Here is a 24,929-nt window from a genome sequence, read left to right as displayed (position 1 = left end):
CCCGTCCCCAGACCCGTACCCGAAAGGACAGCGATGTCCAGCTTCTTCCAGTGGCTGGCGGGAATCCCGCCCCTGGCCCAGATACCTCTGATCCTCCTGGCCTTCACGGCCCTGGTCGGCCTCGTGCTGGTCTTCGTCGAGTTCGCCCCCCGGCGAGGCCGGCTGTACACGATCCTCCGACTCGCCGTCTGCGTCGTCGTCCCGGTGGTGGTGCTCCTCGTGTTCGGCCTCTACAACTCGGTCATCTGGGTCGCCGCGATCGCCGCCGTCCTCGGCGGCGGTCTCTTCCTGCTCGACTACCGCTCCAAGCGCGGAGCCGGGTACTCGCTGCAATTGATCGCCTTCATGGCGCCGGCGGTGTTCTTCCTGATCATCGGTCTGATCTACCCGACGATCACCACGGCCGGGCAGGCCTTCATGAAGAACGACGGCTCGGGCTTCGCCGGCCTCGACAACTTCGTCTGGGTCTTCACGAGCCCCGACGGACTCACCGCATTCGGCAACACCCTGATCTGGGTGCTGCTGGCCCCGATCACGGCCACGGCGATCGGTCTCGCCTACGCGGTGTTCATCGACAAGAGCCGCGGCGAGAAGTTCCTCAAGCTGCTGGTGTTCATGCCGATGGCGATCTCGTTCGTCGGCGCCTCCATCATCTTCAAGTTCTTCTACGACATCCGCCAGGGCGAGCAGATCGGCCTGCTGAACGGCATCCTCGTCGCTTTCGGCGGCCAGCCCGTCGACTGGCTCGGTCTCGAGCCCTGGAACACCCTCCTGCTGGTGATCGTGCTCATCTGGACCCAGGCCGGGTTCGCCATGACCGTGCTCTCCGCAGCGATCAAGGGTGTCCCCGCCGAGCAGCTCGAAGCGGCGTCGCTCGACGGCACCAACGGGTTCCAGGCGTTCCGTCACATCACGGTGCCGGGCATCCGCACGACGATCATCGTCGTGCTGACGACCATCTCGATCGCCTCGCTGAAGGTCTACGACATCGTCTCGGCCATGACCGGAGGCCGCAACGACACCACGATCCTCGCCTTCGAGATGGTCCGGCAGTTCCAGCTCGGCAGCCGCACGGGTTACAGCTCGGCCCTGGCCGTCATCCTGTTCGTCCTCGTCCTGCCGATCGTCATCTACAACGCCCGCCAGATCCAGAAGCAGAGGGAGATCCGATGAGCGCCACCCCCACCCCGATCGGGGTCTCGGTCGGCTCGGGCACCGAGAGCCAGCTCAAGCGAGGCGTCGCGAAGATCGAGAGCTCGAGCGGCAAGCTCAAGAAGGGCACCACGAGCCGCGGGGCCACCATCGCCGCCCTCGTGATCGCCGTGATCTGGACCCTGCCCACCGCCGGACTCTTCATCTCGTCGTTCCGACCGGCGAACGACATCAAGACGACCGGCTGGTGGACGGTCTTCGCCAACCCCGGCTTCACGCTCGACAACTACGCCAACGCACTGAACTCGGGCGACAGCCTCACCCTCGGCAAGGCCTTCCTGAACTCGTTGGTCATCACCCTGCCGGCGGCTCTCATCCCCATCACCATCGCCAGCCTCGCCGCCTACGCGTTCGCCTGGATCGACTTCAAGGGTCGCAACACGATGTTCGTGCTCGTGTTCGCCCTGCAGATCGTGCCGATCCAGATGGCGCTCGTGCCGCTGCTGCGCCTGTTCTCGGACGGGCTGCGCATCGGAGGCCTGTACATCCTGCCGGGCCTCGGGGTGAACGGCCTCGACGGCTCGTTCGCCAAGGTGTGGATCGCGCACACGATCTTCGCGCTCCCGCTCGCGATCTTCATGCTGCACAACTTTATCTCGGAGATCCCCGCCGAGGTCATCGAGGCGGCGCGCATGGACGGAGCCGGCCACGGCCAGGTCTTCTTCCGGATCGTGCTGCCCCTGTCGATGCCGGCGATCGCCTCCTTCGGGATCTTCCAGTTCCTCTGGGTGTGGAACGACCTGCTCGTGGCGACGGTCTTCACCTCGGGGCAGGGGTTGCCGATCACCAAGGCCCTCCAGGACCTCTCGGGCTCGTACGGCCAGTCGTGGGAGCTTCTCACCGCGGGCGCGTTCATCTCCATCATCGTGCCGTTGATCGTGTTCTTCGCCCTGCAGCGGTTCTTCGTCCGGGGCCTGCTGGCCGGAGCCACGAAGGGCTGATCCACGGTGCAGCGTGCGGGAGGCCCCGACGACGTCGACACGACGCCGTCGGGGCCTTCTCCGTGGGCATCCGGGACACGGTGCGATGCGACGACGGCGCACGCCGGAACGACGAAACCGCCCGGCGGATGCCGGGCGGTTTCGTGGTGATGCTGGTGACCCCAACGGGATTCGAACCCGTGTTACCGCCGTGAGAGGGCGACGTACTAGGCCGCTATACGATGGGGCCGTATTTGCAACTCGTCGAGTATGCCACAGGCTCGAAGCCCGGCACAAATCGAGGTGCGCGCGTGTCGTGGGCGTCGGCGTACAGTCGGCGTCATGCGCTTGACGAAACTCGAACACGCCTGCCTCATCATCGAGAAGGACGGGCGTCGGCTCGTCGTCGACCCGGGCTCGTTCACCTCTCCCCTGATGGATCTGCAGGACGTCGACGCCATCGTGATCACCCACGAGCACGCCGATCACTGGACCCCCGACCAGCTCACCCACCTCCTCGCGTCGAACCCCGGGGCGACGATCCATGGGCCCGCTGGGGTCGCCGCAGCCGCGGAGGCGTTCGACGTGCACGTCGTGACCGACGGCGACAGCGTCGAGGTCGGCCCGTTCACCCTCGCCTTCTTCGGGACCCGCCACGCGGTCATCCACGAGAGTATCCCGGTGATCGACAACGTCGGCGTCCTCGTCGACGGCACCCTCTTCTACCCGGGAGACCAGTTCACGGTGCCACCCGTCCCCGTCCCGGTGCTCGCCACCCCGGTCGGCGCTCCCTGGCTCAAGGTCGCCGAGGTGATCGACTACGTCGCCGCGGTCAGGCCGGCGTTGACGTTCCCGACGCACGAGCAGACGCTCTCGGAGCCGGGCCTCGCGATGCACTTCGACCGCATGCGGGCCAGCGCCCGGACGGCCGGCGGCGACGCGGTCCGGCTCGCCGCCCACGAGTCCATCGAGATCTGACGCCGGGGCGCGTCCGCGACGACGAACCGCCCCGACGCCGGCTGCGAGGCGGGCGTCGGGGCGGTTCGTCGCGGAGGGGCTAGAGCGTGATGTCGATCTCGCGCAGCAGCTGCGCGTCGATGGCCACCCGGACCTTCTCGACGAGGTCGTCGGGTGCCGGGCTGTCGATGGTCAGGACGCTGAGCGCCTGTCCGCCGGCGCTCCGCCGGGCGATCTGCATGCCCGCGATGTTGATGCCGGCGTCGCCGAACTCGCGACCGTACACGGCCACGATGCCGGGGCGGTCGCCGTAGACCATGACGATGTGGTGCGCGGCGAGCGGGACCTCGACGTCGTAGCCGTTGATCTCAACGATCTTCTCGACCTGCTTCGTGCCGGTGAGGGTGCCCGACACCGAGATCTGCGAGCCGTCGCTCAGCGAGCCGCGCAGCGTGATGACGTTGCGGTACTCGTCGCTGGCGGGGTCGGTGAGCAGACGCACCGTGATGCCGCGCTGCTCGGCGAGCAGGGGGGCGTTCACGTAGCTGACGGACTCGCTGACGATGTTGGTGAAGATGCCCTTCAACGCCGCGAGCTTGAGGACGCTGACGTCGTACTCGACGAGGTCGCCGCGCACCTCGACGTCGACGCTGGTCAGCGGGCTGTCGGCCAGGCCGGAGAAGACCTGACCGATCTTCTCGACCAACGGGATGCCCGGGCGGACGTAGGGGTCGATGACGCCACCGGCGACGTTGACGGCGTCGGGCACGAGCTCGCCGCCGAGGGCCAGGCGCACCGAGCGCGCGACCGAGACGCCGGCCTTCTCCTGCGCCTCGTCCGTCGACGCGCCGAGGTGGGGCGTCACGACCACGTTCTCGAGGCCGAGCAGCTTCTGGTCGACGGGCGGCTCCGAGACGAAGACGTCGAGACCGGCGCCGGCGATCTCGCCGGTGGTCAGCGCCTCGTAGAGACCGTCTTCGTCGATCAGACCGCCACGGGCGACGTTCACGACGAACGCGGTCTTCTTCATGGCCTTCATCTGCTCGAGGCCGATCATGCCGGTCGTCTCGGGCGTCTTCGGCATGTGGATCGTCACGAAGTCGGCCGTGGCCAGCAGGTCGTCGAGCGACAGCAGCGTGACGCCGAGCTGCTGCGCCCGGGCCGGGGTGACGTAGGGGTCGTAGGCGACGACGTCGACGCCGAACGCCTGCAGACGGGCCGTGATGAGGGCTCCGATGCGGCCGAGCCCGATGATGCCGACGGTCTTCTCGTAGAGCTCCACGCCGGTGTACTTGGAGCGCTTCCACTGCCCCTGGGCGAGGGCGGCGTGGGCGGCGGGGATGTGACGGGCGAGGCTCAGGATGTGACCCACCGTGAGCTCGGCCGCCGAGATGATGTTCGAGGTCGGGGCGTTGACCACCATGACGCCCGCCGTCGTCGCGGCCTTGGTGTCGACGTTGTCGAGACCGACGCCGGCCCGGGCGACGACCTTGAGGTTTGGGGCGGCGGCGATGGCCTCGGCGTCGATCTGGGTCGCGGAACGGACCAGCACGGCCTGCGCCTCCGAGAGGGCTGCGAGGAGCGCCGGGCGGTCCGTGCCGTCGACCGACCGGACGTCGAAGTCGGGCCCGAGGGCCTCGACGGTTGCGGGTGAGAGTTCTTCTGCGATCAACACGACGGGCTTTGCCACGGAGACGATGTCCTTAAAGAGAGAGTTCGGGGGGACGGCCGCGACGCGCCGTGGGCGCGGCTGCCGTCAGCCTATCGACTCCCCCGCCGTGTGACGTGCGTGTGACGTGCAGGTGCCCGCGGGGCGCGCCGACCGCTCAGACGCTCTGCACGTACGCCGTGATCGAGAGGCTGAGCGCCGCGGAGGCGGCGAGTCCCGCGACCATGATCAGCGCGACGACCGGCAGCCGTCGTCGACGCGCGAGCAGGAACGCCACGACGTAGGTCACGGGCGGCAGGGCGACGTTGGCCACCAGGGCCGCCCAGGGGGGCGACGCGACGAGACCGTCGAGACCGTTCTCGGCGTAGAAGTCGTTGTTGGCGTAGCGCGCCTCGCCGGGCACCGATACGAGGTTCGTGACGGCCTCGTACAGGTCGTACGCGTACAGGAGACCGAACAGCACGGCGATGGCCGTGAACAGCACGAGGGAGGCGCGGCGCCGGCCGGTCGCCCGGTCCGGCTGCCGAGACGTCGCGCTCATGCGCCCACCCCGATCAGCAGCGGCCACGGCGCGACCACCAGGGCGCCGATCACCATGACCATGATGCGACGACGCCCCCGGGAGGCGGGCACGAGCACGATCGACGAGAGGAACCAGAGGAGCGGCGCGACGATCGCGAGGATCACGCCCAGCCGCCAGAGGCCCGTCGCGACGACGGTGCTGAAGGTGTAGGCGAAACGAGCCGAGAGCGCGATCCAGCCGACCGTGGAGAGCAGGAAGACGCCGCCCAGGACCCCGTGCGCCACCAGCGACGCCGAGCTCATCGAACCGGAGGCCTGTTCGCCGTCGTCCTCGGTGGCATCGCTCGCGTCGACGCGAAGGGACGCTCGCGGCGGTCCGTCGACGTGGCTGGCGTCGCGCTCGTCGCCCCAGCTCAGGGCGTCGTCGTCGCCCACGGCGGAGGCCACGTCGGGGCGGCCGTGGTCGGTCTCGTCCGGGTCCGTCGCGGACGGGCCGCGGGGCGTCATGCCGAGGTCTTGTCGGCCACCGCGTCGCGCAGGGCCGGGAAGAGCGGGTGGTCCGCCAGGACGCCCGTGAGGGTGGTCGTCAGCTCGCCGACGTCGAGTCCGGAGGTCAGCAGGGCCTGGAGCTCGACGCTCTCGACGTCGTCGGGCACGGAGAAGTCGAGGGCGGCGCGGACGGCACGGACGAGGGCGTCGGAGGTCATCCCCCGCTCGGCCAGCTGTGACGCCGGGCCGACGAAGCGCTCGTGACGGCTGAGCTTCCGCAGAGGATTGCGGCCGACCCGCTCGGTCGTGTCCGGCAGGTGGGGGTTGGCGATGCGGACGAGGTTCTTCTCGATGTAGGCCTGCTGCTCGTCGGCGTCGAGCCCGTGCTTCGCCACGAGGAGCGACTTGGTCTCGGCGAGGACGCCGCGGACCTCGGTCATGACCTCGGCGTCGTCGAGGGCCTCGCGGATGCTCGCGAGCCCCTTGCGGAACCCGTGGTAGGCCGCCGCGGCGTGCGCGGTGTTCACCGTGAAGAGCTTGCGCTCGATGAACGGCTCGAGATCGGCGACCCAGGTGACGCCCTGGATGTCGGGGCGGGCGTCGCCGAACGGCGTGCTCTCGACGACCCATTCGAAGAACGACTCGATCGTGACGTCGAGGGTGCCGCCCGCCTGCTCGGGGACGATGCGGTCGATGGCGCAGTTGGCGAAGACGGCGTCGGCGGCGGGGACGTGCTCGCGCACGGCCGCGGCGAGCGAGTCGGTCGCGTTGATGGCGTTCTCGCAGGCGATGACCGCGAGCGGCGCACGGTCGGCGGAGCGCTGGGCCAGGCCCTTGGCGATGACCGGGGCCACGAACGGCAGGATGCGCGCGCCGACGGCCGTCGTGACGATGTCGGCGGTCGCGATCTCGGCGACCAGGGCCTCCTCGTCGGACCGGCTGTTGATCGCTCGGTACCCGTCGACGACCGTGGTGCGGCTGTCTTCGCCGACCTCGTGGACCTCGAAGGACGACTGCGCCTGCAGCGAGCCGATCAGGTCGTCGTTCACATCGGCGAAGACGACCTCGTAGCCGCTCGCGTGGAGGAACTGGGCGACGAAGCCGCGTCCGATGTTGCCGGCGCCGAAGTGCACTGCTTTCTTGCTCTGAGCCATGCCTTAGATCATGCCATGACGACGCCCGCCGGTCGGACGCCGAGAGGGCCCCGCACCGGGTGGTGCGGGGCCCTCTCGGGTGGTCGGGAGACGACGCGGGTCAGCGCGCGGCGCTGCCGTCCACGTAGTCGCTGTCCTGCTGCTTCCAGGCGAAGAGGGCGCGCAGCTCCTGGCCGGTGGCCTCGATGGGGTGCTCCTCGCCCTTCTTGCGGAGCGCCGTGAACTCGGGGGCGCCGGCGTCCTGGTCCTCGATGAAGCGCTTCGCGAAGGCGCCCGACTGGATGTCGGCGAGGACGGCCTTCATGTTGTCCTTGACGTCGGGCGTGATGACCCGGGGGCCGGAGACGTAGTCGCCGTACTCGGCGGTGTCGGAGACGGACCAGCGCTGCTTGGCCAGGCCGCCCTCCCAGATCAGGTCGACGATCAGCTTGAGCTCGTGGAGCACCTCGAAGTAGGCGATCTGCGGCTGGTAGCCCGCCTCCGTGAGGGTCTCGAATCCGTACTGGATCAGCTGCGACGTGCCGCCGCAGAGCACGGCCTGCTCGCCGAAGAGATCGGTCTCGGTCTCTTCGGTGAAGGTGGTCTTGATGCCGCCGGCGCGAAGGCCGCCGATGCCCTTGGAGTACGACCAGGCGAGGTCCCAGGCGGCGCCCGAGGCGTCCTTCTCGACGGCGACGATGACCGGCACGCCGCGGCCGGCCTCGAACTCGCGGCGGACCGTGTGACCCGGACCCTTGGGGGCGACGAGCACGACGTCGACGCCCTCGGGCGCCTCGATGTAGCCGAAGCGGATGTTGAAGCCGTGGCCGAAGACCAGGGCCTTGCCGTCCGCGAGGTTCGGCGCGATGTCGTCGGCGTAGACGTGACGCTGGACCTGGTCGGGCGCGAGGATCACGATGACCTCGCCCCAGGCCGAGGCCTCGGCCGGAGTCAGCACGGTGAAGCCGGCCTCCTCGGCCTTGGCACGGCTCTTAGAGCCCTCCTTGAGGCCGACGACGACCTCGACGCCCGAGTCGCGGAGGTTCAGCGCGTGGGCGTGACCCTGCGAGCCGTAGCCGATGACGGCGACCTTCCTGCCCTGGATGATCGACAGGTCGGCGTCGTTGTCGTAGACGATTTCAGTCACAGTGGTGCTTCTCCTCGGTTGTCGACGGATGTCGGTGTCGGTGGATGGATCGATGCCGGGGAGGCGCGGGTCGACCGCGCCCCGCCGGTCTAGTTCTTGAAGACGCGGTCGGTGATCGACTTGGCGCCGCGGCCGATGGCCAGCAGGCCCGACTGAGAGATCTCCTTGATGCCGTACGGCTCGAGGACCCGCAGCAGGGCGGTGGTCTTGCCGGTGTCGCCCGTGACCTCGATGACGAGGGCGTCGGTCGAGACGTCGACGACGCTGGCGCGGAAGAGCGTCACGGCCTCGAGCACCTGCGACCGGGTCGTGTTGTCGACCCGGACCTTGATCAGCAGGTGCTCCCGCTGGACCGACTGCGAGTAGTCGAGCTCGACGATCTTGATCACGTTGATCAGCTTGTTCAGCTGCTTGGTGACCTGCTCGAGCGGGAGCTCCTCCACGTCGACGACGACCGTGATGCGGCTGAGCCCCTCGATCTCGCTCTTGCCGACGGCGAGGCTCTCGATGTTGAAGCCGCGTCGGGCGAAGAGGCCCGCGACGCGGGTCAGCAGGCCGGGCTTGTCTTCGACGAGCAGGGACAGGACGTGGCTCATGCGTGTTCTCCGGTCATGTCTCCGTCGCGGGTCGTGTCCGACGCGCTGCTGCCGGGCGCCTCGTCGTCCCACTCGGGGGCGAGGGCACGGGCGTGCTGGATCTCGGAGTTCGAGACCCCCTGGGGCACCATCGGCCAGACCATGGCGTCGCGGCTGACCACGAAGTCGATGACGACCGGTCGATCGTTGGTGGCGAGGGCGAGCTGGATCGCCGCGTCGACCTCGTCTTCGCGGGTGACCCGGATGCCCAGCGCCCCGTACGCGTCGGCCAGCTTGACGAAGTCGGGCACCATGCGGGTCTCGTGGCCCGTGTTGAGGTCGGTGAACGAGTGGCGGCCCTCGTAGAACAGGGTCTGCCACTGCCGCACCATGCCGAGCGACGAGTTGTTGATGATCGCGACCTTGATCGGGATGTCGTTGATGACGCAGGTGGCGAGCTCCTGATTGGTCATCTGGAAGCAGCCGTCGCCGTCGATCGCCCACACCACGCGGTCGGGCTGCGCGACCTTGGCGCCCATGGCGGCCGGGACCGAGTAGCCCATCGTGCCCGCGCCTCCCGAGTTCAACCAGGCGTGCGGACGCTCGTACTGGATGAACTGCGCCGACCACATCTGGTGCTGGCCGACGCCGGAGGCGTAGACGGCCTCGGGACCGGTGAGCTGTCCGATCCGCTGGATGATCGCCTGCGGGGAGAGCAGGCCGTCGTCGGGTTCGGTGTAGCCGAGCGGGAACTGCTCGCGCAGTCCGTCGAGGTGCTCCCACCAGGCGGAGATGTCGGGGCGGACGCCTCCGGTGACCTCGGCGAAGGCGCTGGTCAGGTCGGGGATGACGACCTTGGCGTCGCCGACGATCGGGACGTCGGCGATGCGGATCTTCGAGATCTCGGCGGGGTCGATGTCGACGTGCACCACCTTGGCGTTCGGCGCGAAGAGATCGGCCTTGCCGGTGACGCGGTCGTCGAAACGAGCGCCGAGGGCGATGATCAGGTCGCTCTCCTGCAGGCCGAGCACGGCGGGGACGGTGCCGTGCATGCCGGGCATGCCGAGGTGCTGAGCGTGGGAGTCGGGGAACGCGCCGCGCGCCATCAGGGTGGTGACGACCGGGGCGCCGGTCAGCTCGACGAGGGCCTTGAGCTCCGCCGAGGCCTCGGCGCGGATCACGCCGCCGCCCACGTAAAATACGGGCTGCTTGGCGTCGGCGATCAGCTGCGCCGCCGCCGTGATCTGCTTCCCGTGGGCCTTGGTCACCGGACGGTAGCCCGGCAGATCGACCACGGGCGGCCAGACGAACGGGGCACTGTTCTGCTGGGCGTCCTTGGTGATGTCCACGAGCACCGGGCCGGGCCGGCCCGTGCTGGCGATCTGGTAGGCCGCGGCGAGAGTGGCGGGGATGTCCTCGGGCTTCGTGACGAGGAACGAGTGCTTCGTGATCGGCATCGTGATGCCGACGATGTCGGCCTCCTGGAACGCGTCGGTCCCCATGAGGGTCGAGAAGACCTGCCCGGTGATGGCCAGGAGCGGCACCGAGTCCATGTAGGCGTCCGCGATCGCGGTCACGAGGTTCGTCGCCCCGGGGCCGGAGGTCGCGATGGCGACCCCCACCCTGCCGGAGGCGGCGGCGTAGCCCTCGGCCGCGTGTCCGGCGCCCTGCTCGTGCCGGACCAGGATGTGCCGGATCGCCGTCGAGGCCATGAGCTCGTCGTAGAACGGGATGATGGCGCCGCCGGGCAGGCCGAAGACGTCGGTGACCCCGAGATGCTCGAGGGACTTGAGGATCGCTCCCGAACCCGTCAGGACGGGTCGGGACGTCGTGCTGGTGTCCCGGGCGGAGGCGCGGGTCGTGGCTCCGGGGAGGGGCGTCGCTTCAGGAGGCATCAGTGCCGATTTCCTCTTCGTGATGATGGGACGGTGATGACGGGTGTCGCCCGACGACGGCCGTGGCCCGACCCTGGCGGGGAGCCGCGGCGGTCCGTCTCGATGCGGGCCGCCGCGGTCGCGGGGGCCTAGTAGGTGACGGCGCCTTCCGCGGCGGAGCGGACCTGGCGTGCGTACTTGGCGAGGACACCGCGGGTGTAACGCGGAGGGAGGGGCTCCCAGCCGTCGCGGCGGGATTCCAGCTCAGCCGGATCGACGAGTAGGTCGATCGAGCGAGCAGCGATATCGACCCGAATCAGATCACCATCGCGCACGAAGGCGATCGGACCGGAGTCGACCGCTTCGGGTGCTATGTGGCCGATGCACAGGCCGGTTGTGCCGCCTGAGAATCGTCCGTCCGTCAAGAGTAGTACATCTTTTCCGAGCCCCGCGCCCTTGATCGCCGCCGTGATGGCGAGCATCTCGCGCATGCCGGGGCCGCCCTTGGGGCCCTCGTAGCGGATGACGACGACGTCGCCGGCCTCGATCCGCCCCTCGGTGAGGGCGTCCATGGCACCGCGCTCGCGTTCGAAGACCTTCGCGGGTCCCTCGAAGACCGAGGCGTCGAAGCCGGCCGTCTTGACGACCGCGCCCTCGGGGGCCATGGAACCGCTGAGGACCGTGAGCCCGCCGGTCGCGTGGATCGGGTTGTCGAGCGTGCGCAGGACCTCTCCGTCGAGCGGCTTCGGCTGGATCGCCTCGAGGTTCTCGGCGACGGTCTTGCCGGTCACGGTGAGGCAGTCGCCGTGCAGGAGACCGGCGTCGAGCAGTGCCTTCATGACGACGGGCACTCCGCCCATGCGGTCGACGTCGTTCATGACGTACTTGCCGAAGGGCTTCAGGTCGCCGATGTGCGGCACCGTGTCACCGATGCGGTTGAAGTCGTCGATGGTGAGGTCGACCTCGGCCTCGTAGGCGATCGCCAGGAGGTGCAGCACGACGTTGGTCGAACCGCCGAAGGCCATGGCCACGGCGATCGCGTTCTCGAAGGCCTTCTTGGTCAGGATGTCGCGGGTCGTGATGCCGAGGCGCAGCATGTTGACGACGGCCTCGCCCGAGCGGTGGGCGAAGTAGTCGCGACGGCGGTCGGCCGAGGGCGGCGCAGCCGAGCCGGGCAGGCTCATGCCGAGCGCCTCGGCGACGCTGGCCATCGTGTTGGCCGTGTACATGCCGCCGCAGGCGCCTTCGCCGGGGACGATCGCGCACTCGATCGCCTTGAGGTCGTCGTCGCTCATGTTGCCGGCCTTGTAGGCGCCGACCGCTTCGAACGAGTCGATGATCGTGACGTTCTTCTCGGTGCCGTCGCTCAGCTTGACCCAGCCGGGGGCGACGCTGCCCGCGTAGAGGAACACGCTGGCGAGATCGAGTCGCGCCGCGGCCATGAGCATGCCCGGCAGGGACTTGTCGCAGCCGGCCAGCAGCACGGAGCCGTCGAGCCGCTCGGCGTTCATGACCACCTCGACGCTGTCGGCGATGACCTCGCGCGAGACGAGCGAGAAGTGCATGCCCTCATGTCCCATCGAGATGCCGTCGGACACCGACACGGTGCCGAACTGCAGCGGGTATCCCCCGCCCGAGTGGACGCCCTCCTTGGCGCCCTGCGCGAGGCGGTCGAGCGAGAGGTTGCAGGGGGTGATCTCGTTCCAGCTGCTGGCGATGCCGATCTGGGGCTTGTCCCAGTCCTCGTCGCCCATTCCCACCGCACGGAGCATGCCCCGTGACGTGGTGGCCTCGATCCCGTCGGTGACGACGCGGCTCCGGGGTTTGATGTCGATCTCGGCCTGGGTGTCCTTCTCTGGCATGGGTCGAGTTTAGGGCGTGGCGCCGCGTCTTCGGTCCACTCCGGGCCCCCCGTCGCCGTCGGCGTCGTGAGCGGGGTCGCGAACCCGATCCATCTCGACGGCGAGGGCGTCGGCCGAGCCGACGGGGAGGTCGCCCGCGTCGATGTCGGCGTCGTCGCCGTCGGCCGTGTCGGCGAGCTCGCCCGCCGCGCGCGCGACCGCCTCCTCGAGCTCGTCGACCACGAGCTGGTCGCGTCGGAGGTCGCCGTTGCGGTACCCGGCGCGGCCGATCATGTGCGCCGAGATCGGTGCCGTCAGCATCTGGAAGACGAGGACGACCAGCAGCGAGGCGATGGTCCCGACCGTGTGCTGGTCGAGGGCGATGGCCGCCAGCACGAGGATCAGGCCGAAGATCTGCGGCTTCGTCGCGGCGTGCATCCGGGACAGGGCGTCGGGGAAGCGGAGGAGCCCGATCCCGGCGGCCAGCGAGAGCAGGGCGCCGGCGATCAGCAGGACGGAGGCGGCGACGTCGTAGGCCGTGTCGGAGATCATGACGGGTCCTGCTTCGAGACGTAGCGCGCGACCGTGATCGAGCCGAACACCGCCGACAGGGCGAGCACGATGATCACGGGGATCGTGCGGGTGTGCCCGTTGAAGACCATGTCGGCCGCGAGCACGCAGATGAGAGTGGTCAGGAGCATGTCGGAGGCGATCATGCGGTCGAGGATCGACGGGCCGCGCACGATCCGGATCACGGAGGCGAGTCCGGCGAAGGCGAACAGCGCACCCACGACGTAGGCGACGACGGTCACGAGGGGCCTCCTTCGGAGGACGAGGACGGGGTGATCGGGTCGTGCACCTCGGCGGCGGCCGGAGTGCCCTCGGCGATGCGGCGGAGGTCGTCCCCGCTGCCGAGGACCTTGGCGAGGCGCTTCTCGACGACGAGCACGCCGGACCGGACGCTCTCGACACCCGCGGCGTCGTCGACGGCGAGGGCGTGGAGGTACAGGATCGATCGCTCCCGGTCGGCCTCGACCACGAGCGAGCCGGGCACGAGGGAGATCGCCTCGGCCACGAGCGTCATGATGAAGTCGGAGCGCGTGTGCAGCTGGACGGCGACGATCGCGTTCGAGTCGACGCCGCGGGGCCGGACGGCCTGCCAGGCGACCTGGACGGAGGCCCGGACGAGGTCGACGAGGAAGTGACCGAGGAACACCAGGGCGAACCACACGTTGAAGCGGCCGCTCAACTCGACCGGGGGGAGGAAGAACACCCGGGTCACGAGCACGGCGACGGCGACCCCGGTGACGAAGGCCAGCACCGTGAACTGGTTCCAGAGACACATCCAGAGGACGACGAGCCCGACCAGCAGAGGGATCTGCCGGGCGAAGCTGCGTCCGACCTCGCCTCGGGTCGGCCGGCCGGTCATGGTGCGCTCCCGTCGTCGATCGGACCGCCGGCGGGTGTGGGAGCCGGGACGGACGTGTCGGTGTTGCTGTCGCCCTCGCCCGAGGGGAAGACCAGCTGCACGTACTCGTTCGAGCCGTAGACCCGGCCCGCGGCGCGCTCCGCGACGCCGTAGAGCGGTCCGGCCGCGAAGGTCAGGACGAGCGAGACGAGCACCATGCCCGCCGTGGCGCCCACCATCGTCCGCGGGTTCGCCCGCTTCTGCTGCACGGCCACGCGCCCGGGGGCCTCTTCGAGATGCTCCGTGAAGGGCGACTCGTGGTCGTCGACGTCGCTCTTCGGGCGCCAGAACGCGAGGTTCCAGGCCCGCATGAGCGCATAGAGGGTGAGCAGCGAGGTGAGCGCGCCCGCCCCGATCAGCACGTAGACGAGGGGGTCGTTCAGACGCGCTCCCGCCTCGAAGAGCGCCACCTTGCCGATGAAGCCGGAGAACGGCGGGATGCCGCCCAGGTTGAGCGCGGGGATGAAGAAGAGCACAGCCACGACCGGGGCCGCCTTGAGGAGCCCCCCGAGCCGGGTGATGGACGCCGTCCCGCCACGGCGTTCGATCAACCCCGCCCCCAGGAAGAGCGTGGTCTGCACGGTGATGTGGTGCACGACGTAGTAGATCGTGGCCGCCAGCCCCTCGACCGTGCCCAGGGCGATGCCGAAGATCATGTAACCGATGTGACTGACGAGCGTGAAGGAGAGCAGCCGCTTGATGTCGGCCTGGGCGACCGCGCCCAGGATCCCGACCACCATCGTCAGCAGGGCGATGATCAGCAGATACACGTTCACGTTGCTCTCGACGAAGAGCACGGTCTCGGTGCGGATGATGGCGTAGACGCCCACCTTGGTCAGCAGTCCGGCGAACACCGCGGTGACCGGTGCGGGGGCCGTCGGGTACGAGTCGGGCAGCCAGAACGAGAGCGGGAAGATGGCGGCCTTGATGCCGAAGGCCGTGAGCAGCATGACGTGGATGATCGTCTGGACGTCGGGCGGGATGGTGTCCATCTTCTGAGCGATGTCGGCGATGTTCACCGTTCCGAGAGCCCCGTAGATCATCGCGATCGACGCGAGGAAGAGCACGGACGACACCAGGCTGACGACGATGTAGACGACCCCCGCCCGGATCCGCTGCTCGGTGCCTCCCAGTGTGATGAGGACGTAGCTCGCCACGAGCAGGATCTCGAAGCCCACGTAGAGGTTGAAGAGGTCGCCGGCGATGAAGGCGTTGAAGACGCCGGTCGCCAGGATGAGGTACGTCGGGTTGTAGATCGACACCGGCGCTTCGCCGTCGCCGTCGGCCTGCCCCTGACCGACCGAGAAGACGAAGACGGCGAGCAGCACGATGGACGAGATGCTGAGCATCAGGGCGGCCAGGCGGTCGACCACGAGGGTGATGCCGAAGGGAGCCTCCCAGCCCCCGACCTGCACGGCGATCGCGCCCTGGGTGTCGACGACGACCAGCAGCACGAGGCTGATGACCACGACCAGGCCGAGCGCGACGATCGACAGGATCGACTGCATCCGGGGTCGGCGTCCGGTGATGAGCGCAGCGCCCGCACCGAGCAGCGGGATCAGGACGACGAGGGGGACGAGGTAGCTCATGCGTTCTCGCTCTCGTCGCGTCGGGGGGTGTCGTGGTGGGAGGGATCGCGCCGGGGCGGATCGGCGGGGACGGCGGCCTCGGCCCGGTCGCCGAACTCGGTGTCCCCTCCGGCCTCGTCGTCGCCGTCGCCCTGTTCGGCTTCGTCTTCGGCCGGCACACCGCGGCGCCCGATCTCGAGGTCTTCCGCGTCGTCGGCGAGGGTGTCGCCCTGGGCGAGCCGCCACGAGCGGTAGATCAACGCGAGCATGAACGCCGAGATGCCGAAGGTGATGACGATCGCGGTGAGCACGAACGCCTGCGGGAGGGGATCGGCGAAGTCGACGGGAGGGGCCTGTCCGTCGACGATCGGCGCGGCGCCTCGACGGCCCGACATGATCAGGATCAGGATGTTCGTGGCGTTGCCGACGAGGAGGAACCCGAGCAGCACGCGCGTCATGCTGCGTTCGAGCAGCAGGTACACGCCGCACGCGTAGAGCGCGGCCATCACGACGATGAGGACGAGCGAGACGCTCATGCGCGACCTCCGTCGGTCGGGGTCGGTCCGGAGACCGAGACGGGCACGGTCTCGTCGACGGGTTCGGACACCTCGCTCGGGTGGCCGAAGGCGTCCTCCTCTTCTTGACGGTCGACCTCGGCCCCCAGGCTGCGGAGGACGTCGAGCACGAGTCCGACCACCACGAGGTAGACGCCGATGTCGAAGAACGTCGAGGTGACGAACTCGAGATGGCCGAGCAGGGGCAGCTCGCCTTCGAACCAGGTCGACGTCAGGGCGTCGACTCCGAAGAAGAGCGGGACCAGCGCCGTCGCCGCCACGGTGAGCAGACCGGCGCCGAGCAGCTTGCCGGCGTCGAGCGGCGCCGCGGCACCGAGCTCGTAACGGCCGCCCGCGAGGTACCGCGCGACGAAGGCGAAGCCCGCGACGAGACCTCCGGCGAACCCTCCGCCCGGGGTGTTGTGGCCCGCGAAGAGCAGGTAGATCGACACGATGATGATCGCGTGGAAGATGAGGCGGACCACGACCTCGAGCAGGATGGACCGGTTCTGCGGCGCCAGCTTCCGCCCGGCCAGCAGCCACGCCCGACGATCGCCCTCGGTGCTGTCGCCGATCTGCACGGCCGATCCGCCCTCGGGCACGACCGGGGCGGGCTCGCGCAGGGGCCGCACCCGGGCCATGAAGCGCTGGGCGCGCGTCCGACGCTCGGGGCGCGGGAGGATGTCGGCGCGCGAGGTGATGAAGACCAGGCTCGCCACGCCGGTGGCCGCGACGATGAGCACCGCGATCTCGCCCATGGTGTCCCAGCCGCGGATGTCGACCAGGGTGACGTTGACGACGTTCTTCCCGTGACCGCCGTCGACGGCGAGGGAGGGGAAGGCCCCCGAGATCGTCTCGCCCGGTCGCGCGCCGAGCGCGACGACGGCGATGGCCGCCATGACCGAGCCCACCGCGACGCCGATCACGGCGCGGGCGACGCGATGGGTGCGGCCGTTGCGGTCGCCGAGTCGTGCGGGCAGTCGCCGCAGGACCAGGACGAACGCGATGAGGGTGATGGTCTCGATCAGCGCCTGGGTGAGCGCCAGGTCGGGTGCGCCGTGCAGGGCGAACAGGGCCGCCATGCCGTAGCCGGTGACGCCGACCAGCACGACCGCCTGGAACCGCTTGTTCGACCACGCGGCCGCGATGGCCCCGATGATCATGAGCGCGCCGATGGCGAGCTGCGACGGGTAGTCGAAGAGCACGGCGGTGCTCGGCCAGGTCCGGTTGAGCGACAGCGTGACGATGGACGACGCGATGAAGACGGTGAGGATGGTCGAGAGGTAGAACGGCAGCGACCCGCGCTGGGTCGTGGCCGTCGTGCGCGACGCCGTGCGGTCGATCGCCGCCATGATCGTGACGTAGCCGTCGGAGGCGCGCGGGAGGAAGGAGACGGCCTTCTGCACACGGAAGACGCGGTCGCGCTGCCAGAAGAGCAGCGCACCGACCCCGAGGGAGATCGCGGTGAGGCCGAGGGCCGGCTCGAGACCGTGCCAGAGAGCCAGGTAGTAGGGCTCGTGCTCGCCTGCGCCCGCGGGCAGCGTGTCGGCGTAGCGGGCGAAGACCGGGTCGATCGGGTGCGCGACCAGGCCGAGCGCGAGGCCGGCGAGGGCGAGCACGACCGGGGACAGCAGGAAGTCGATGTGCTCGCGGACGAAGTGGACGGGCTCGACGCCCGCCTTGCGGGCGAAGGCGCCCCAGAGGAACCGGAGGCTGTAGGCGGTGGTCAGGATCGACCCGACGACGACCCCGACGAGGGCGATGACGCCCCAGGACGAGCCGGTCTCGGCGTCGTGCAGGAGGGCCGTGAGAACGGCCTCCTTCGCCACGAAGCCGAAGGTGGGCGGCACGCCGGCCATGGACGCGAGGGCCAGGATCGTCACGACGAGCAGGACCGGCGCCTGACGCCCGAGGCCGCTGAGCTTCCGCAGATCGCGCGTGCCGGTGCGGTGGTCGATCACGCCGACCACCAGGAAGAGCGTCGACTTGAAGAGCGCGTGCGCCACCAGGAGAGCGAGCCCCGCGAGGGCGGCGTCGCGCGTGCCGAAGCCGACCACGATGGTGAGGAACCCCAGCTGGCTGACCGTGCCGTAGGCGAGCACGAGCTTCAGGTCGTGCTGACGCAGCGCACGGTATCCGCCGAGGAGCATGGTCACGACGCCGACCGTGACGATGATCTCCTGCCAGCCGGGAGAGTCGTGGTAGCCCGGCGCCAGGCGGGCCACGAGGTAGATGCCCGCCTTGACCATCGCGGCGGCGTGCAGGTAGGCGCTGACCGGAGTCGGCGCGGCCATCGCGGCCGGCAGCCAGAAGTGGAACGGGACGAGGGCCGACTTCGAGAGGGCGCCGACCAGCACGAGCACGACCGCGACGGTGACGGCGGTGCCCGACGGGGGCGCCTCGACGAGCTCGGACAGCGAGCTCGTCCCGCCCTGGACGGCCAGGATCACGAGCCCGACGAGCATCGCGAGGCCGCCGGCGGTGGTGACGATGAGGGCCTGGAGCGCAGCGCCGCGGCTGGCCTGCTTCGACGTGTAGTGGCCGATCAGCAGGTACGAGAAGACGCTGGTGGCCTCCCAGAAGACGAACAGGACGAAGACGTCGTCGCTCGTGACGAGGCCGTACATGGCGCCGGCGAAGGCCACGAGGACGGCCGCGAACCGCGCGAGGCCCTTCTCGTCGTGCTTGAAGTACCGGGCGCAGTAGACGAGGACGAGACCGCCCACGCCGGTCACGACGAGCGCCAGGACCCAGGCGAGGACGTCCATCCGCAGCGTGAGCGAGATCGCGAGCTGCGGGATCCACGGGACGGTCTCTTCGGGCACGTCGCCGGAGAGCACGGCCGGCCCCTGGAGGGCGGTGAAGACGAAGGCCGTGAACGGCACGATCGAGGCCCAGACGAACAGCGACGACCCGAGCCGGCGGCCGATCGAGGCCACGATCACGGCCGCCACGGCGAACGCTGTCAGAGCTACGATCAAGGAGACCTCCGTCGGCTTGCGACCTCGTCAGCCGATCGGGATGAGCGGGCGCGGGGAGTCGGGCGGAGAGTCCAGACTACCTTGCGGTCACCTGAGAATGCCCAGAACCGCAATGACCGGCCCGGGGTCTATTCCCGGTCAGGCATGTCCGAGGTGCTCGCGCAGTTCGGCCAGTTCGAGCAGCAGTGCCGCCACGGCCTGCGGGTCGGCGACCCGGTACCCGGCACGGGACTCGCCCGGACCGACCTTCAGCGCCAGGTCGCCGTCGCCCAGCGCCAGGAAGCCGTCCTCGTCGGTGACGTCGTCTCCGGCGTAGAGCACGCCGGTCGCCCCGACGATGTCCCGGAGACGGTCGATGCCGTCGTTCTTGCCCGTGGGGCGGACCGCGAACTCGAGCACGTTCTTGCCCGTGCGCTCGTGGATGCCGTCGAGCTCGTCCACGGCGCGGCGGGCCGCGGAGTGGACGGCCGTCGTCGTCGCCTCGTCGGCCAGCCGGGTGTGCAGCGCGAGGCCGGCGGGCTTCTCCTCCACGAAGACCTCGTCGTGACCGGCGGCCGCGGCGTGCACGGCCTCGGACAGCCGACGACGGGCGTCGACCTCGTCGTCGGTGAGCGACGTCTCATGGCCGTCGACGCGCACCTCGATCCCGTGCGAACCGACGAGCAGGACCTCGTCGGGGGTCTCGCTGATCGCGCTGAGCGACGCGAGGTCGCGGCCGGAGACCAGCGCCACGTGAGTGCCGTCGGCGGCCGCCAGTCGGCGGATCGCGACGAGGGCGTCGGGCAGGGCCCGTGCCTCCATCGGGGCGTCGACCTCGGGAGCGAGCGTGCCGTCGAAGTCGAGGGCGACGAGGAGGCGCGGGGTCGTCGCGAGCCGTCCGAGCGCGTCGGAGAGGGCGCGGGGGTCGTCGGAGGTCATTCGGGGCTCCCGTCGGTGGTGGTGGTGGTCGCGGGCGCGGGCGTGATCTGCTGCCCCGGCCGCACGTTCTCGAGGGCCTGCAGGAAGGACGCGGACCACTTGGCGACGTCGTTGTCGAGCACCCGGCGCCGGAGCGCGCGCATCCGCGTGGTCCGATCGCGCTTCGGCATCTCGATCGCCCGCATGATGGTGTTCTTCATGCCGCCGATGTCGTGCGGGTTGATCAGCATCGCGCTCTTCAACTCGTCGGCGGCGCCGGCGAACTCGCTCAGCACGAGGACGCCGTCGTTGTCGCGGCGGACCGCCACGTACTCCTTCGCCACCAGGTTCATGCCGTCGCGCAGCGCGGTCACGAGCATGATGTCGGCGGCGAGGTAGAGGGCCACCATCTCCTCACGGGGATAGCCGTGGTGGTGGTAGCTGATCGCCGTGTGGCTCATCGTCGCGTAGTCGCCGTTCACGCGCCCCACCGTCAGCTCGATCTCGTCGCGCAGCAGCTTGTAGGTCTCGACGCGCTCCCGGCTCGGGCTCGCGACCTGGACGAGCGTGGCGTCCTCGACGCTCAGACGACCGTCGGCGAGGAGCTCGCCGAAGGCCTTCATCCGGTGCCGGATGCCCTTGGTGTAGTCGAGCCGGTCGACGCCGAGCATCACCGTCTTGGGGTTGCCGAGGCCCTCGCGGATCTCGCGGGCCCGCGCCTGGATGTCGGGTCGGGCGGCGAGCTCCTCGTAGCTCGCCGCGTCGATCGAGATCGGGAAGTGCTTGGCGAGGACGCGACGGACCTTCTTGCCCCGGCGCGACACCGGCGCGGACTCGTCGTCGACGGGCACCTCGATGTAGGGCCGGGTCGTGGCGTGGCCCAGCAGGTGCCGGACGGCGCGGGAGAAGTTCGAGGCGTCGTCGGCGCGCTGGAACCCGATCACGTCGGCGCCGAGCAGCCCTTCGAGGATCTGCTTGCGCCACGGGAGCTGCGAGAAGATGCCGAGCGGCGGGAACGGGATGTGGTTGAAGAAGCCGATGGTCACGTCGGGCCGGATCTCGCGCAGCATCTTGGGGACGAGCTGCAGCTGGTAGTCCTGCACCCAGATCGTGCCGCCCTCCTCGGTGATCTCGGCGGCGCGGTCGGCGAATCGCTGATTGACCTGGACGTAGGCCTCCCACCAGACCCGGTGGTACGTGGGGGCGGCGATGACGTCGTGGTACAGCGGCCAGAGCGTGTCGTTGCTGAAGCCCTCGTAGTAGCGCTGGACCTCCTCGGCGCTGAGCGGGACCGGCACGATCGAGATGCCCTGGTCGACGAACGGCTCGAACTCGAGGTCGGGCTGGCCCGCCCAGCCGACCCACGCACCGTCGTTGGCCTGCATCACGGGCTCGAGCGCCGTCACGAGACCGCCGGGCGAGTGCTGCCAGCTGGCGCTGCCGTCCTCGGCGATCACACGGTCGACGGGGAGGCGGTTGGAGACGACGACGAAGCCGTAACGTTCGGAAGAGTCAGGCATGGGGGTGGGTCAGCTCCGATCGGATCGCCCGCACGGGCGCGGGACGGCCAGATTATCAGCGGCGCTCGCGGCCGACTCGGGGAGGGCGTACCCCGGGGGGCTCACGACCGGCCGCGCACCTCGCGCAGCGTCGCCTCGGCGGCCCGGACGAGCGCCGAGCCGTAGCTCGGACCGTGCCCGGCGGCGTGCACCGCCAACGGGTGCAGCTGGTGCAGCGGGACCCGCCTCCGCCACCCCTCGCGCAGCGGCGCTCGCTCGTCGTACCCCTCGAGCACGTCCTGGAGGTGGGGCAGCCCGAACAGGGCCAGCATGGCGAGGTCGGTCTCGCGATGACCCCCGTGGGCGGCCGGGTCGATGAGGACCGCTCCCCCGTCGTCGAACAGCACGTTGCCGCCCCACAGGTCGCCGTGCAGCCGCGCCGGGGGCTCGTCGTCGTCGAACGCCCCGCCGGCGACGACATCGCAGACGCGCCGGACGGTGTGGAGCCCGGCGGGGTCGAGGTTCCCCGCGTCCGCGGCGGCCTCGGCGTAGGGCAGCACCCGCTGCTCGGCGTAGAACCGGCCCCAGGCGTCGGTCGGCACGACCGTGAGCGGACGCCGGCCGATGAAGCACGGCCCGTCGTACCCCGCAGGAGGCGCGCCGAAGGCCTCCGCGCCGGTCCCGTGGGTCACGGCGAGCGCGGCCCCGAACGCGCGGGCCGCCTCGCGGGTCGGTCGGACCTCGTGCACGGTGTCGAGGTCGATGCGTCCCGGGGACGCGGCCTGCACGCCGACGACCCGCGCGCCTCCTCGGGGCACCGCCTCGGCGATCCAGGCGAGCCCGGCCGCCTCGGCCTCGAAGAATCCGTCGGGGGCGTCCGGGCGCTGCTTCGTGTACGGGCTCACGGGAATAGCATGCGCCTCATGACCGACACGCGTCCCGCCCGCACGAGCGGCACCACGACCAGCACGAGGGCCTACCGGGACGGCGAGCTGATCGCCCACGGGTTCCCGCTCGCCGAGGTCAGCGACCATCTCGAGAAGGAGGGCTGCGTCGTCTGGGTCGACTTCACCGACCCGTCGGAGTCGGACCTCACCGAGCTGGAGGACGAGCTCGGGCTCCACGAGCTGGCGGTCGAGGACGCCCTGCAGGACGGCCAGCGGCCGAAGATCGACCGCTACGACGGCCACCTGTTCACCGCCCTCTACGACGTGGACTTCGACCGCGAGTCGGGTGTGCTCTCCACGAGCGAGGTCAAGGCGTTCGTCACCTCGCGGGCGCTCGTGACGATCCACCATCCGGAGTTCGACGTGTCGCGCCTCGAGAGGACGTACGACGACAACCGCGACCTCTCCGCGCACGGCGTGACCTATCTGCTCTGGGGTCTCCTCGACTGCGTGGTCGACCGGCACTTCGACGCCACCGACGCCCTCGACGACGAGATCGAGGGCATCGCCGACGATCTCTTCGATCCGAGGCCGCGCACGCTCGACGTGCAGAAGCGCTCGTTCGCGCTGCGCAAGAGCCTCGTCCAGCTGCGTCGCGTGTCGTCGCCCATGCGCGAGGTGCTCAACACGCTGCTGCGTCGCGACCTGAAGGAGGTCGACGCCGACATGCAGCCGTACTTCCAGGATGTGTACGACCACGTGCTCCGGGTGTCGGAGCAGAACGACTCGCTGCGCGACCTGGTCTCGACGATCCTCGACACGAACCTCAACCTGCAGTCGAACCGGATGAACCTGATCATGAAGAAGGTGACGAGCTGGGCGGCGATCATCGCCGTGCCGACGGCGATCACGGGGTTCTACGGTCAGAACGTGCCGTATCCCGGGTTCCAGTCCCCCGTCGGCTTCGTGACGTCGTGCGTCCTGATCGTGGCCATCGGCGGCCTGCTCTGGTGGCAGTTCAAGCGACGCGACTGGCTGTGACCGCGTCGTTCGCGAACTGTTCACCTCGCGAGCCCGGCTGAGCGGAGGCGGCGAAAGTAGCCTGGCCGCGTGATCACGGTCGGAATGAGCACGTCCTGCGTCTTCCCGATGTCGACCGACGAGGCCTTCCGCCTCGCCCGGCTCACCGGCTTCGACGGCGTCGAGGTGATGGTGACCGCCGATCGCGGCACTCGCCGTCTCGATCTGCTCCGCGCCTCCTCGGCCCGGTGGGGGCTGCCCGTGCTGTCGGTCCACGCCCCCGTGCTGCCGATCGCCCATTTCACGTTCGGACGCGACCAGCACGACAAGCTGCTCCGGTCGGCCGAGCTGGCGGCCGGGCTGGGAGCGGCCACCGTCGTGGTGCATCCGCCGTTCCTCTGGCAGCGTGCGTTCTCGGCCCGGTTCCTCGACTCCGTCCGCGAGATCGCCGACTCCACCGGGGTCGCGCTCGCCGTCGAGAACATGTTCCCCCTGCGGCTCGGGCCCCTCGGACTCGACGTGTACCGACCGGGTCACGACCCCTCCGGCTTCGACGTCGACGCGGCCACGCTGGACTTCTCGCACGCCGCCGTCGCCGGTCGCGACGCGCTCGATCTCGCTCTGGCGCTCGGTTCGCGCCTGCGGCACGTCCATCTGACCGACGGACTCGTCTCGCAGCGGCCGGGAGGCCTGCGCGACCAGCACCGCGTGCCGGGGCGCGGCGGCCAGCCGGTCGCCGAGGTGCTCACGCACCTGTCGCGCTCGGGATGGTCCGGCTCGGTCGTCGCCGAGGTGCACGCCGGCTCCGCCGGTCGAGGCGAGGAGGCGCGGGTCGACCTGCTGAGGCGGACCGTCGCGTTCGCGCGCCGCCACCTGGCGACCGGGCCCCTCGTCCCGCGTCAGACCACGAGCACCGTGGCCACGACCGCCAGCGGGACCGCGACGACGGCGATCCCGAGGCCGGCGAGCATGAACCGGCCCCAGGACACCTCGACGCCCATCGACGAGAGCCGCGAATGCCAGAGCAGCGTCGCCAGCGACGCCCAGGGAGTGACGAGACAGCCGATGTTGACGCCGACCAGCACGGCGACGAGTCGGAGCGGCGACCCGGCGACGGGTTCGAGCGCGAGGTAGGCCGGCAGGTTGTTGGCGACGTTCGCGGCGACGGCGCTGCCCCCGGCCAGACGCAGCAGGTCCGGCAGGGACTCCCCCTGGCCCACGACGGCGCCGAGGAGGTCGGCCAGACCCAGCGAGTGCGCGGTCTCGACGACGGCGAACAGTCCGCCGGCGAAGAGCAGCGTGCCCCACGGCACCAGCCCGAGGCGGAGGACCCGGGGGCGCCTGATCGCGGTGGCGAGCACCAGGACGAGCGCGGCGGCCGCGGCGGGGATCCACACCTCGACCCCGGAGATGAGCGCGGGGACCAGCAGGCCGGTGGCGACGGCCGCCACGGCGAACAGCACCCGGTCGTCGGCGGGCTGCGCCTCGGGAGGCTCGAAGCGCCCCACCAGCTGGCGGCGATACCGCACCCCGATGGCGACGACCGGCACGACGACCCCGACCACGGCGGCGGGGGCGACGAGCGCCGCGAAGGCGACGGGGGCCGGCGATCCGAGCTCGTGCAGCGCCAGCAGGTTGGTCAGATTCGACACGGGCAGCAGCATCGACGCGCAGTTCGCGAGCCAGACCGTCGTCAGCGCGAACGGCATCGGCGGG

The 24,929-nt window shown here is 70.0% G+C and carries 22 protein-coding genes, 1 tRNA gene and 1 pseudogene; 5 read left to right on the top strand and 19 right to left on the bottom strand.

The features are described from left to right. Positions 1 to 33 precede the first annotated feature (33 nt). Together FFA01_RS14320 and FFA01_RS14315 are read left to right on the top strand one after the other, a co-directional pair. On the top strand, positions 34 to 1,173 hold the full coding sequence (locus tag FFA01_RS14320; protein WP_146856867.1) for a carbohydrate ABC transporter permease: 1,140 nt from the start codon (positions 34 to 36) through the stop codon (positions 1,171 to 1,173). Next, positions 1,170 to 2,153 (top strand): carbohydrate ABC transporter permease, encoded by a 984-nt coding sequence (locus FFA01_RS14315; RefSeq protein WP_146856866.1) that lies wholly within the window; start codon positions 1,170 to 1,172, stop codon positions 2,151 to 2,153. The genes FFA01_RS14320 and FFA01_RS14315 overlap by 4 nt, the downstream gene beginning before the upstream one ends. Before the next feature lie 153 nt (positions 2,154 to 2,306). Here the strand turns inward: FFA01_RS14315 and FFA01_RS14310 are convergent. Beyond that, positions 2,307 to 2,382, bottom strand: a tRNA-Glu gene (locus FFA01_RS14310). A 92-nt stretch (positions 2,383 to 2,474) separates the two neighbouring features. Here FFA01_RS14310 and FFA01_RS14305 point away from each other — a divergent pair. Beyond that, positions 2,475 to 3,110 carry an MBL fold metallo-hydrolase gene (locus FFA01_RS14305; RefSeq protein ID WP_146856865.1) on the top strand — a complete coding sequence of 212 codons (636 nt, stop codon included), beginning with the start codon at positions 2,475 to 2,477 and terminating at the stop codon, positions 3,108 to 3,110. 79 nt (positions 3,111 to 3,189) lie between these two features. Here the strand turns inward: FFA01_RS14305 and serA are convergent, their stop codons facing one another. From serA to FFA01_RS14220, 17 genes are all read right to left on the bottom strand, one after another. Beyond that, entirely contained in the window at positions 3,190 to 4,779 is a 1,590-nt protein-coding gene (gene serA / locus FFA01_RS14300) for a phosphoglycerate dehydrogenase (protein ID WP_146856864.1), read from the bottom strand. A 136-nt stretch (positions 4,780 to 4,915) separates the two neighbouring features. Next, on the bottom strand, positions 4,916 to 5,299 hold the full coding sequence (locus tag FFA01_RS14295) for a hypothetical protein (protein ID WP_146856863.1): 384 nt from the start codon (positions 5,297 to 5,299) through the stop codon (positions 4,916 to 4,918). Next, positions 5,296 to 5,787 (bottom strand): hypothetical protein, encoded by a 492-nt coding sequence (locus FFA01_RS14290; RefSeq protein WP_146856862.1) that lies wholly within the window; start codon positions 5,785 to 5,787, stop codon positions 5,296 to 5,298. Before FFA01_RS14290 ends, FFA01_RS14295 begins: the two co-directional genes overlap by 4 nt. Then, on the bottom strand, positions 5,784 to 6,923 hold the full coding sequence (locus FFA01_RS14285) for a mannitol-1-phosphate 5-dehydrogenase (protein WP_146856861.1): 1,140 nt from the start codon (positions 6,921 to 6,923) through the stop codon (positions 5,784 to 5,786). The genes FFA01_RS14290 and FFA01_RS14285 overlap by 4 nt, the downstream gene beginning before the upstream one ends. Before the next feature lie 100 nt (positions 6,924 to 7,023). Then, positions 7,024 to 8,049, bottom strand: a complete 1,026-nt coding sequence (gene ilvC, locus FFA01_RS14280; RefSeq protein WP_146856860.1) for a ketol-acid reductoisomerase — start codon at positions 8,047 to 8,049, stop codon at positions 7,024 to 7,026. An 89-nt stretch (positions 8,050 to 8,138) separates the two neighbouring features. Next, positions 8,139 to 8,645 carry an acetolactate synthase small subunit gene (gene ilvN, locus FFA01_RS14275; protein WP_146856859.1) on the bottom strand — a complete coding sequence of 169 codons (507 nt, stop codon included), beginning with the start codon at positions 8,643 to 8,645 and terminating at the stop codon, positions 8,139 to 8,141. After that, the gene (locus tag FFA01_RS14270; RefSeq protein ID WP_146856858.1) at positions 8,642 to 10,519 is read right to left on the bottom strand and encodes an acetolactate synthase large subunit; all 1,878 of its coding nucleotides are present in this window, start codon (positions 10,517 to 10,519) and stop codon (positions 8,642 to 8,644) included. Before FFA01_RS14270 ends, ilvN begins: the two co-directional genes overlap by 4 nt. 128 nt (positions 10,520 to 10,647) lie before the next feature. After that, positions 10,648 to 12,360 carry a dihydroxy-acid dehydratase gene (gene ilvD / locus FFA01_RS14265; RefSeq protein ID WP_146856857.1) on the bottom strand — a complete coding sequence of 571 codons (1,713 nt, stop codon included), beginning with the start codon at positions 12,358 to 12,360 and terminating at the stop codon, positions 10,648 to 10,650. A 9-nt stretch (positions 12,361 to 12,369) separates the two neighbouring features. After that, on the bottom strand, positions 12,370 to 12,891 hold the full coding sequence (mnhG, locus tag FFA01_RS14260) for a monovalent cation/H(+) antiporter subunit G (RefSeq protein WP_146856856.1): 522 nt from the start codon (positions 12,889 to 12,891) through the stop codon (positions 12,370 to 12,372). Continuing rightward, the gene (locus FFA01_RS14255; protein WP_146856855.1) at positions 12,888 to 13,151 is read right to left on the bottom strand and encodes an MrpF/PhaF family protein; all 264 of its coding nucleotides are present in this window, start codon (positions 13,149 to 13,151) and stop codon (positions 12,888 to 12,890) included. The genes mnhG and FFA01_RS14255 overlap by 4 nt, the downstream gene beginning before the upstream one ends. Beyond that, on the bottom strand, positions 13,148 to 13,768 hold the full coding sequence (locus FFA01_RS14250; protein WP_146856854.1) for a Na+/H+ antiporter subunit E: 621 nt from the start codon (positions 13,766 to 13,768) through the stop codon (positions 13,148 to 13,150). The genes FFA01_RS14255 and FFA01_RS14250 overlap by 4 nt, the downstream gene beginning before the upstream one ends. Further along, positions 13,765 to 15,396 (bottom strand): Na+/H+ antiporter subunit D, encoded by a 1,632-nt coding sequence (locus FFA01_RS14245; RefSeq protein WP_146856853.1) that lies wholly within the window; start codon positions 15,394 to 15,396, stop codon positions 13,765 to 13,767. Before FFA01_RS14245 ends, FFA01_RS14250 begins: the two co-directional genes overlap by 4 nt. Further along, positions 15,393 to 15,911 (bottom strand): Na(+)/H(+) antiporter subunit C, encoded by a 519-nt coding sequence (locus FFA01_RS14240; protein ID WP_146856852.1) that lies wholly within the window; start codon positions 15,909 to 15,911, stop codon positions 15,393 to 15,395. The genes FFA01_RS14245 and FFA01_RS14240 overlap by 4 nt, the downstream gene beginning before the upstream one ends. Next, a complete protein-coding gene (locus FFA01_RS14235) occupies positions 15,908 to 18,910 on the bottom strand; it encodes a Na+/H+ antiporter subunit A (protein WP_146856851.1) in 3,003 nt (1,000 codons plus the stop codon). Before FFA01_RS14235 ends, FFA01_RS14240 begins: the two co-directional genes overlap by 4 nt. 138 nt (positions 18,911 to 19,048) lie before the next feature. Further along, the gene (gene otsB, locus FFA01_RS14230) at positions 19,049 to 19,828 is read right to left on the bottom strand and encodes a trehalose-phosphatase (protein WP_146856850.1); all 780 of its coding nucleotides are present in this window, start codon (positions 19,826 to 19,828) and stop codon (positions 19,049 to 19,051) included. After that, positions 19,825 to 21,327 carry an alpha,alpha-trehalose-phosphate synthase (UDP-forming) gene (locus tag FFA01_RS14225; RefSeq protein WP_146856849.1) on the bottom strand — a complete coding sequence of 501 codons (1,503 nt, stop codon included), beginning with the start codon at positions 21,325 to 21,327 and terminating at the stop codon, positions 19,825 to 19,827. Before FFA01_RS14225 ends, otsB begins: the two co-directional genes overlap by 4 nt. Before the next feature lie 101 nt (positions 21,328 to 21,428). Beyond that, complete coding sequence (locus tag FFA01_RS14220; RefSeq protein ID WP_244289877.1) at positions 21,429 to 22,211, bottom strand: fructosamine kinase family protein; 783 nt, start codon at positions 22,209 to 22,211, stop codon at positions 21,429 to 21,431. Positions 22,212 to 22,229: 18 nt separating this feature from the next. On the opposite strand from FFA01_RS14220, the gene FFA01_RS14215 reads away from it, so the two are divergent. Beyond that, positions 22,230 to 23,234, top strand: a complete 1,005-nt coding sequence (locus FFA01_RS14215) for a magnesium transporter CorA family protein (RefSeq protein WP_146856847.1) — start codon at positions 22,230 to 22,232, stop codon at positions 23,232 to 23,234. A gap of 84 nt (positions 23,235 to 23,318) precedes the next feature. Next, a pseudogene (locus FFA01_RS14210) lies at positions 23,319 to 24,032 on the top strand (sugar phosphate isomerase/epimerase family protein); the annotation flags it as partial. A gap of 80 nt (positions 24,033 to 24,112) precedes the next feature. Here FFA01_RS14210 and FFA01_RS14205 read toward each other — a convergent pair. Next, the coding region (locus FFA01_RS14205; protein ID WP_146856846.1) for an SLC13 family permease at positions 24,113 to 24,929 on the bottom strand (817 nt) is incomplete at its 5' end.

It is taken from the genome of Frigoribacterium faeni, assembly GCF_007988805.1.
GTDB classification, from domain to species: Bacteria; Actinomycetota; Actinomycetes; order Actinomycetales; family Microbacteriaceae; genus Frigoribacterium; species Frigoribacterium faeni.
This window is presented reverse-complemented; position numbering and strand designations above follow the sequence as displayed.

What these genes read in the sequence shown, in the direction of transcription:
- FFA01_RS14320 (WP_146856867.1), top strand. Translation starts at nt 34, where the DNA reads ATGTCCAGCTTCTTCCAGTGGCTGGCGGGAATCCCGCCCCTGGCCCAG.
- FFA01_RS14315 (WP_146856866.1), top strand. Translation starts at nt 1,170, where the DNA reads ATGAGCGCCACCCCCACCCCGATCGGGGTCTCGGTCGGCTCGGGCACC.
- FFA01_RS14305 (WP_146856865.1), top strand. Translation starts at nt 2,475, where the DNA reads ATGCGCTTGACGAAACTCGAACACGCCTGCCTCATCATCGAGAAGGAC.
- FFA01_RS14295 (WP_146856863.1), bottom strand. Translation starts at nt 5,299, where the DNA reads ATGAGCGCGACGTCTCGGCAGCCGGACCGGGCGACCGGCCGGCGCCGC.
- FFA01_RS14290 (WP_146856862.1), bottom strand. Translation starts at nt 5,787, where the DNA reads ATGACGCCCCGCGGCCCGTCCGCGACGGACCCGGACGAGACCGACCAC.
- FFA01_RS14285 (WP_146856861.1), bottom strand. Translation starts at nt 6,923, where the DNA reads ATGGCTCAGAGCAAGAAAGCAGTGCACTTCGGCGCCGGCAACATCGGA.
- ilvN (WP_146856859.1), bottom strand. Translation starts at nt 8,645, where the DNA reads ATGAGCCACGTCCTGTCCCTGCTCGTCGAAGACAAGCCCGGCCTGCTG.
- FFA01_RS14270 (WP_146856858.1), bottom strand. Translation starts at nt 10,519, where the DNA reads ATGCCTCCTGAAGCGACGCCCCTCCCCGGAGCCACGACCCGCGCCTCC.
- ilvD (WP_146856857.1), bottom strand. Translation starts at nt 12,360, where the DNA reads ATGCCAGAGAAGGACACCCAGGCCGAGATCGACATCAAACCCCGGAGC.
- mnhG (WP_146856856.1), bottom strand. Translation starts at nt 12,891, where the DNA reads ATGATCTCCGACACGGCCTACGACGTCGCCGCCTCCGTCCTGCTGATC.
- FFA01_RS14250 (WP_146856854.1), bottom strand. Translation starts at nt 13,768, where the DNA reads ATGACCGGCCGGCCGACCCGAGGCGAGGTCGGACGCAGCTTCGCCCGG.
- FFA01_RS14245 (WP_146856853.1), bottom strand. Translation starts at nt 15,396, where the DNA reads ATGAGCTACCTCGTCCCCCTCGTCGTCCTGATCCCGCTGCTCGGTGCG.
- FFA01_RS14240 (WP_146856852.1), bottom strand. Translation starts at nt 15,911, where the DNA reads ATGAGCGTCTCGCTCGTCCTCATCGTCGTGATGGCCGCGCTCTACGCG.
- otsB (WP_146856850.1), bottom strand. Translation starts at nt 19,828, where the DNA reads ATGACCTCCGACGACCCCCGCGCCCTCTCCGACGCGCTCGGACGGCTC.
- FFA01_RS14225 (WP_146856849.1), bottom strand. Translation starts at nt 21,327, where the DNA reads ATGCCTGACTCTTCCGAACGTTACGGCTTCGTCGTCGTCTCCAACCGC.
- FFA01_RS14215 (WP_146856847.1), top strand. Translation starts at nt 22,230, where the DNA reads ATGACCGACACGCGTCCCGCCCGCACGAGCGGCACCACGACCAGCACG.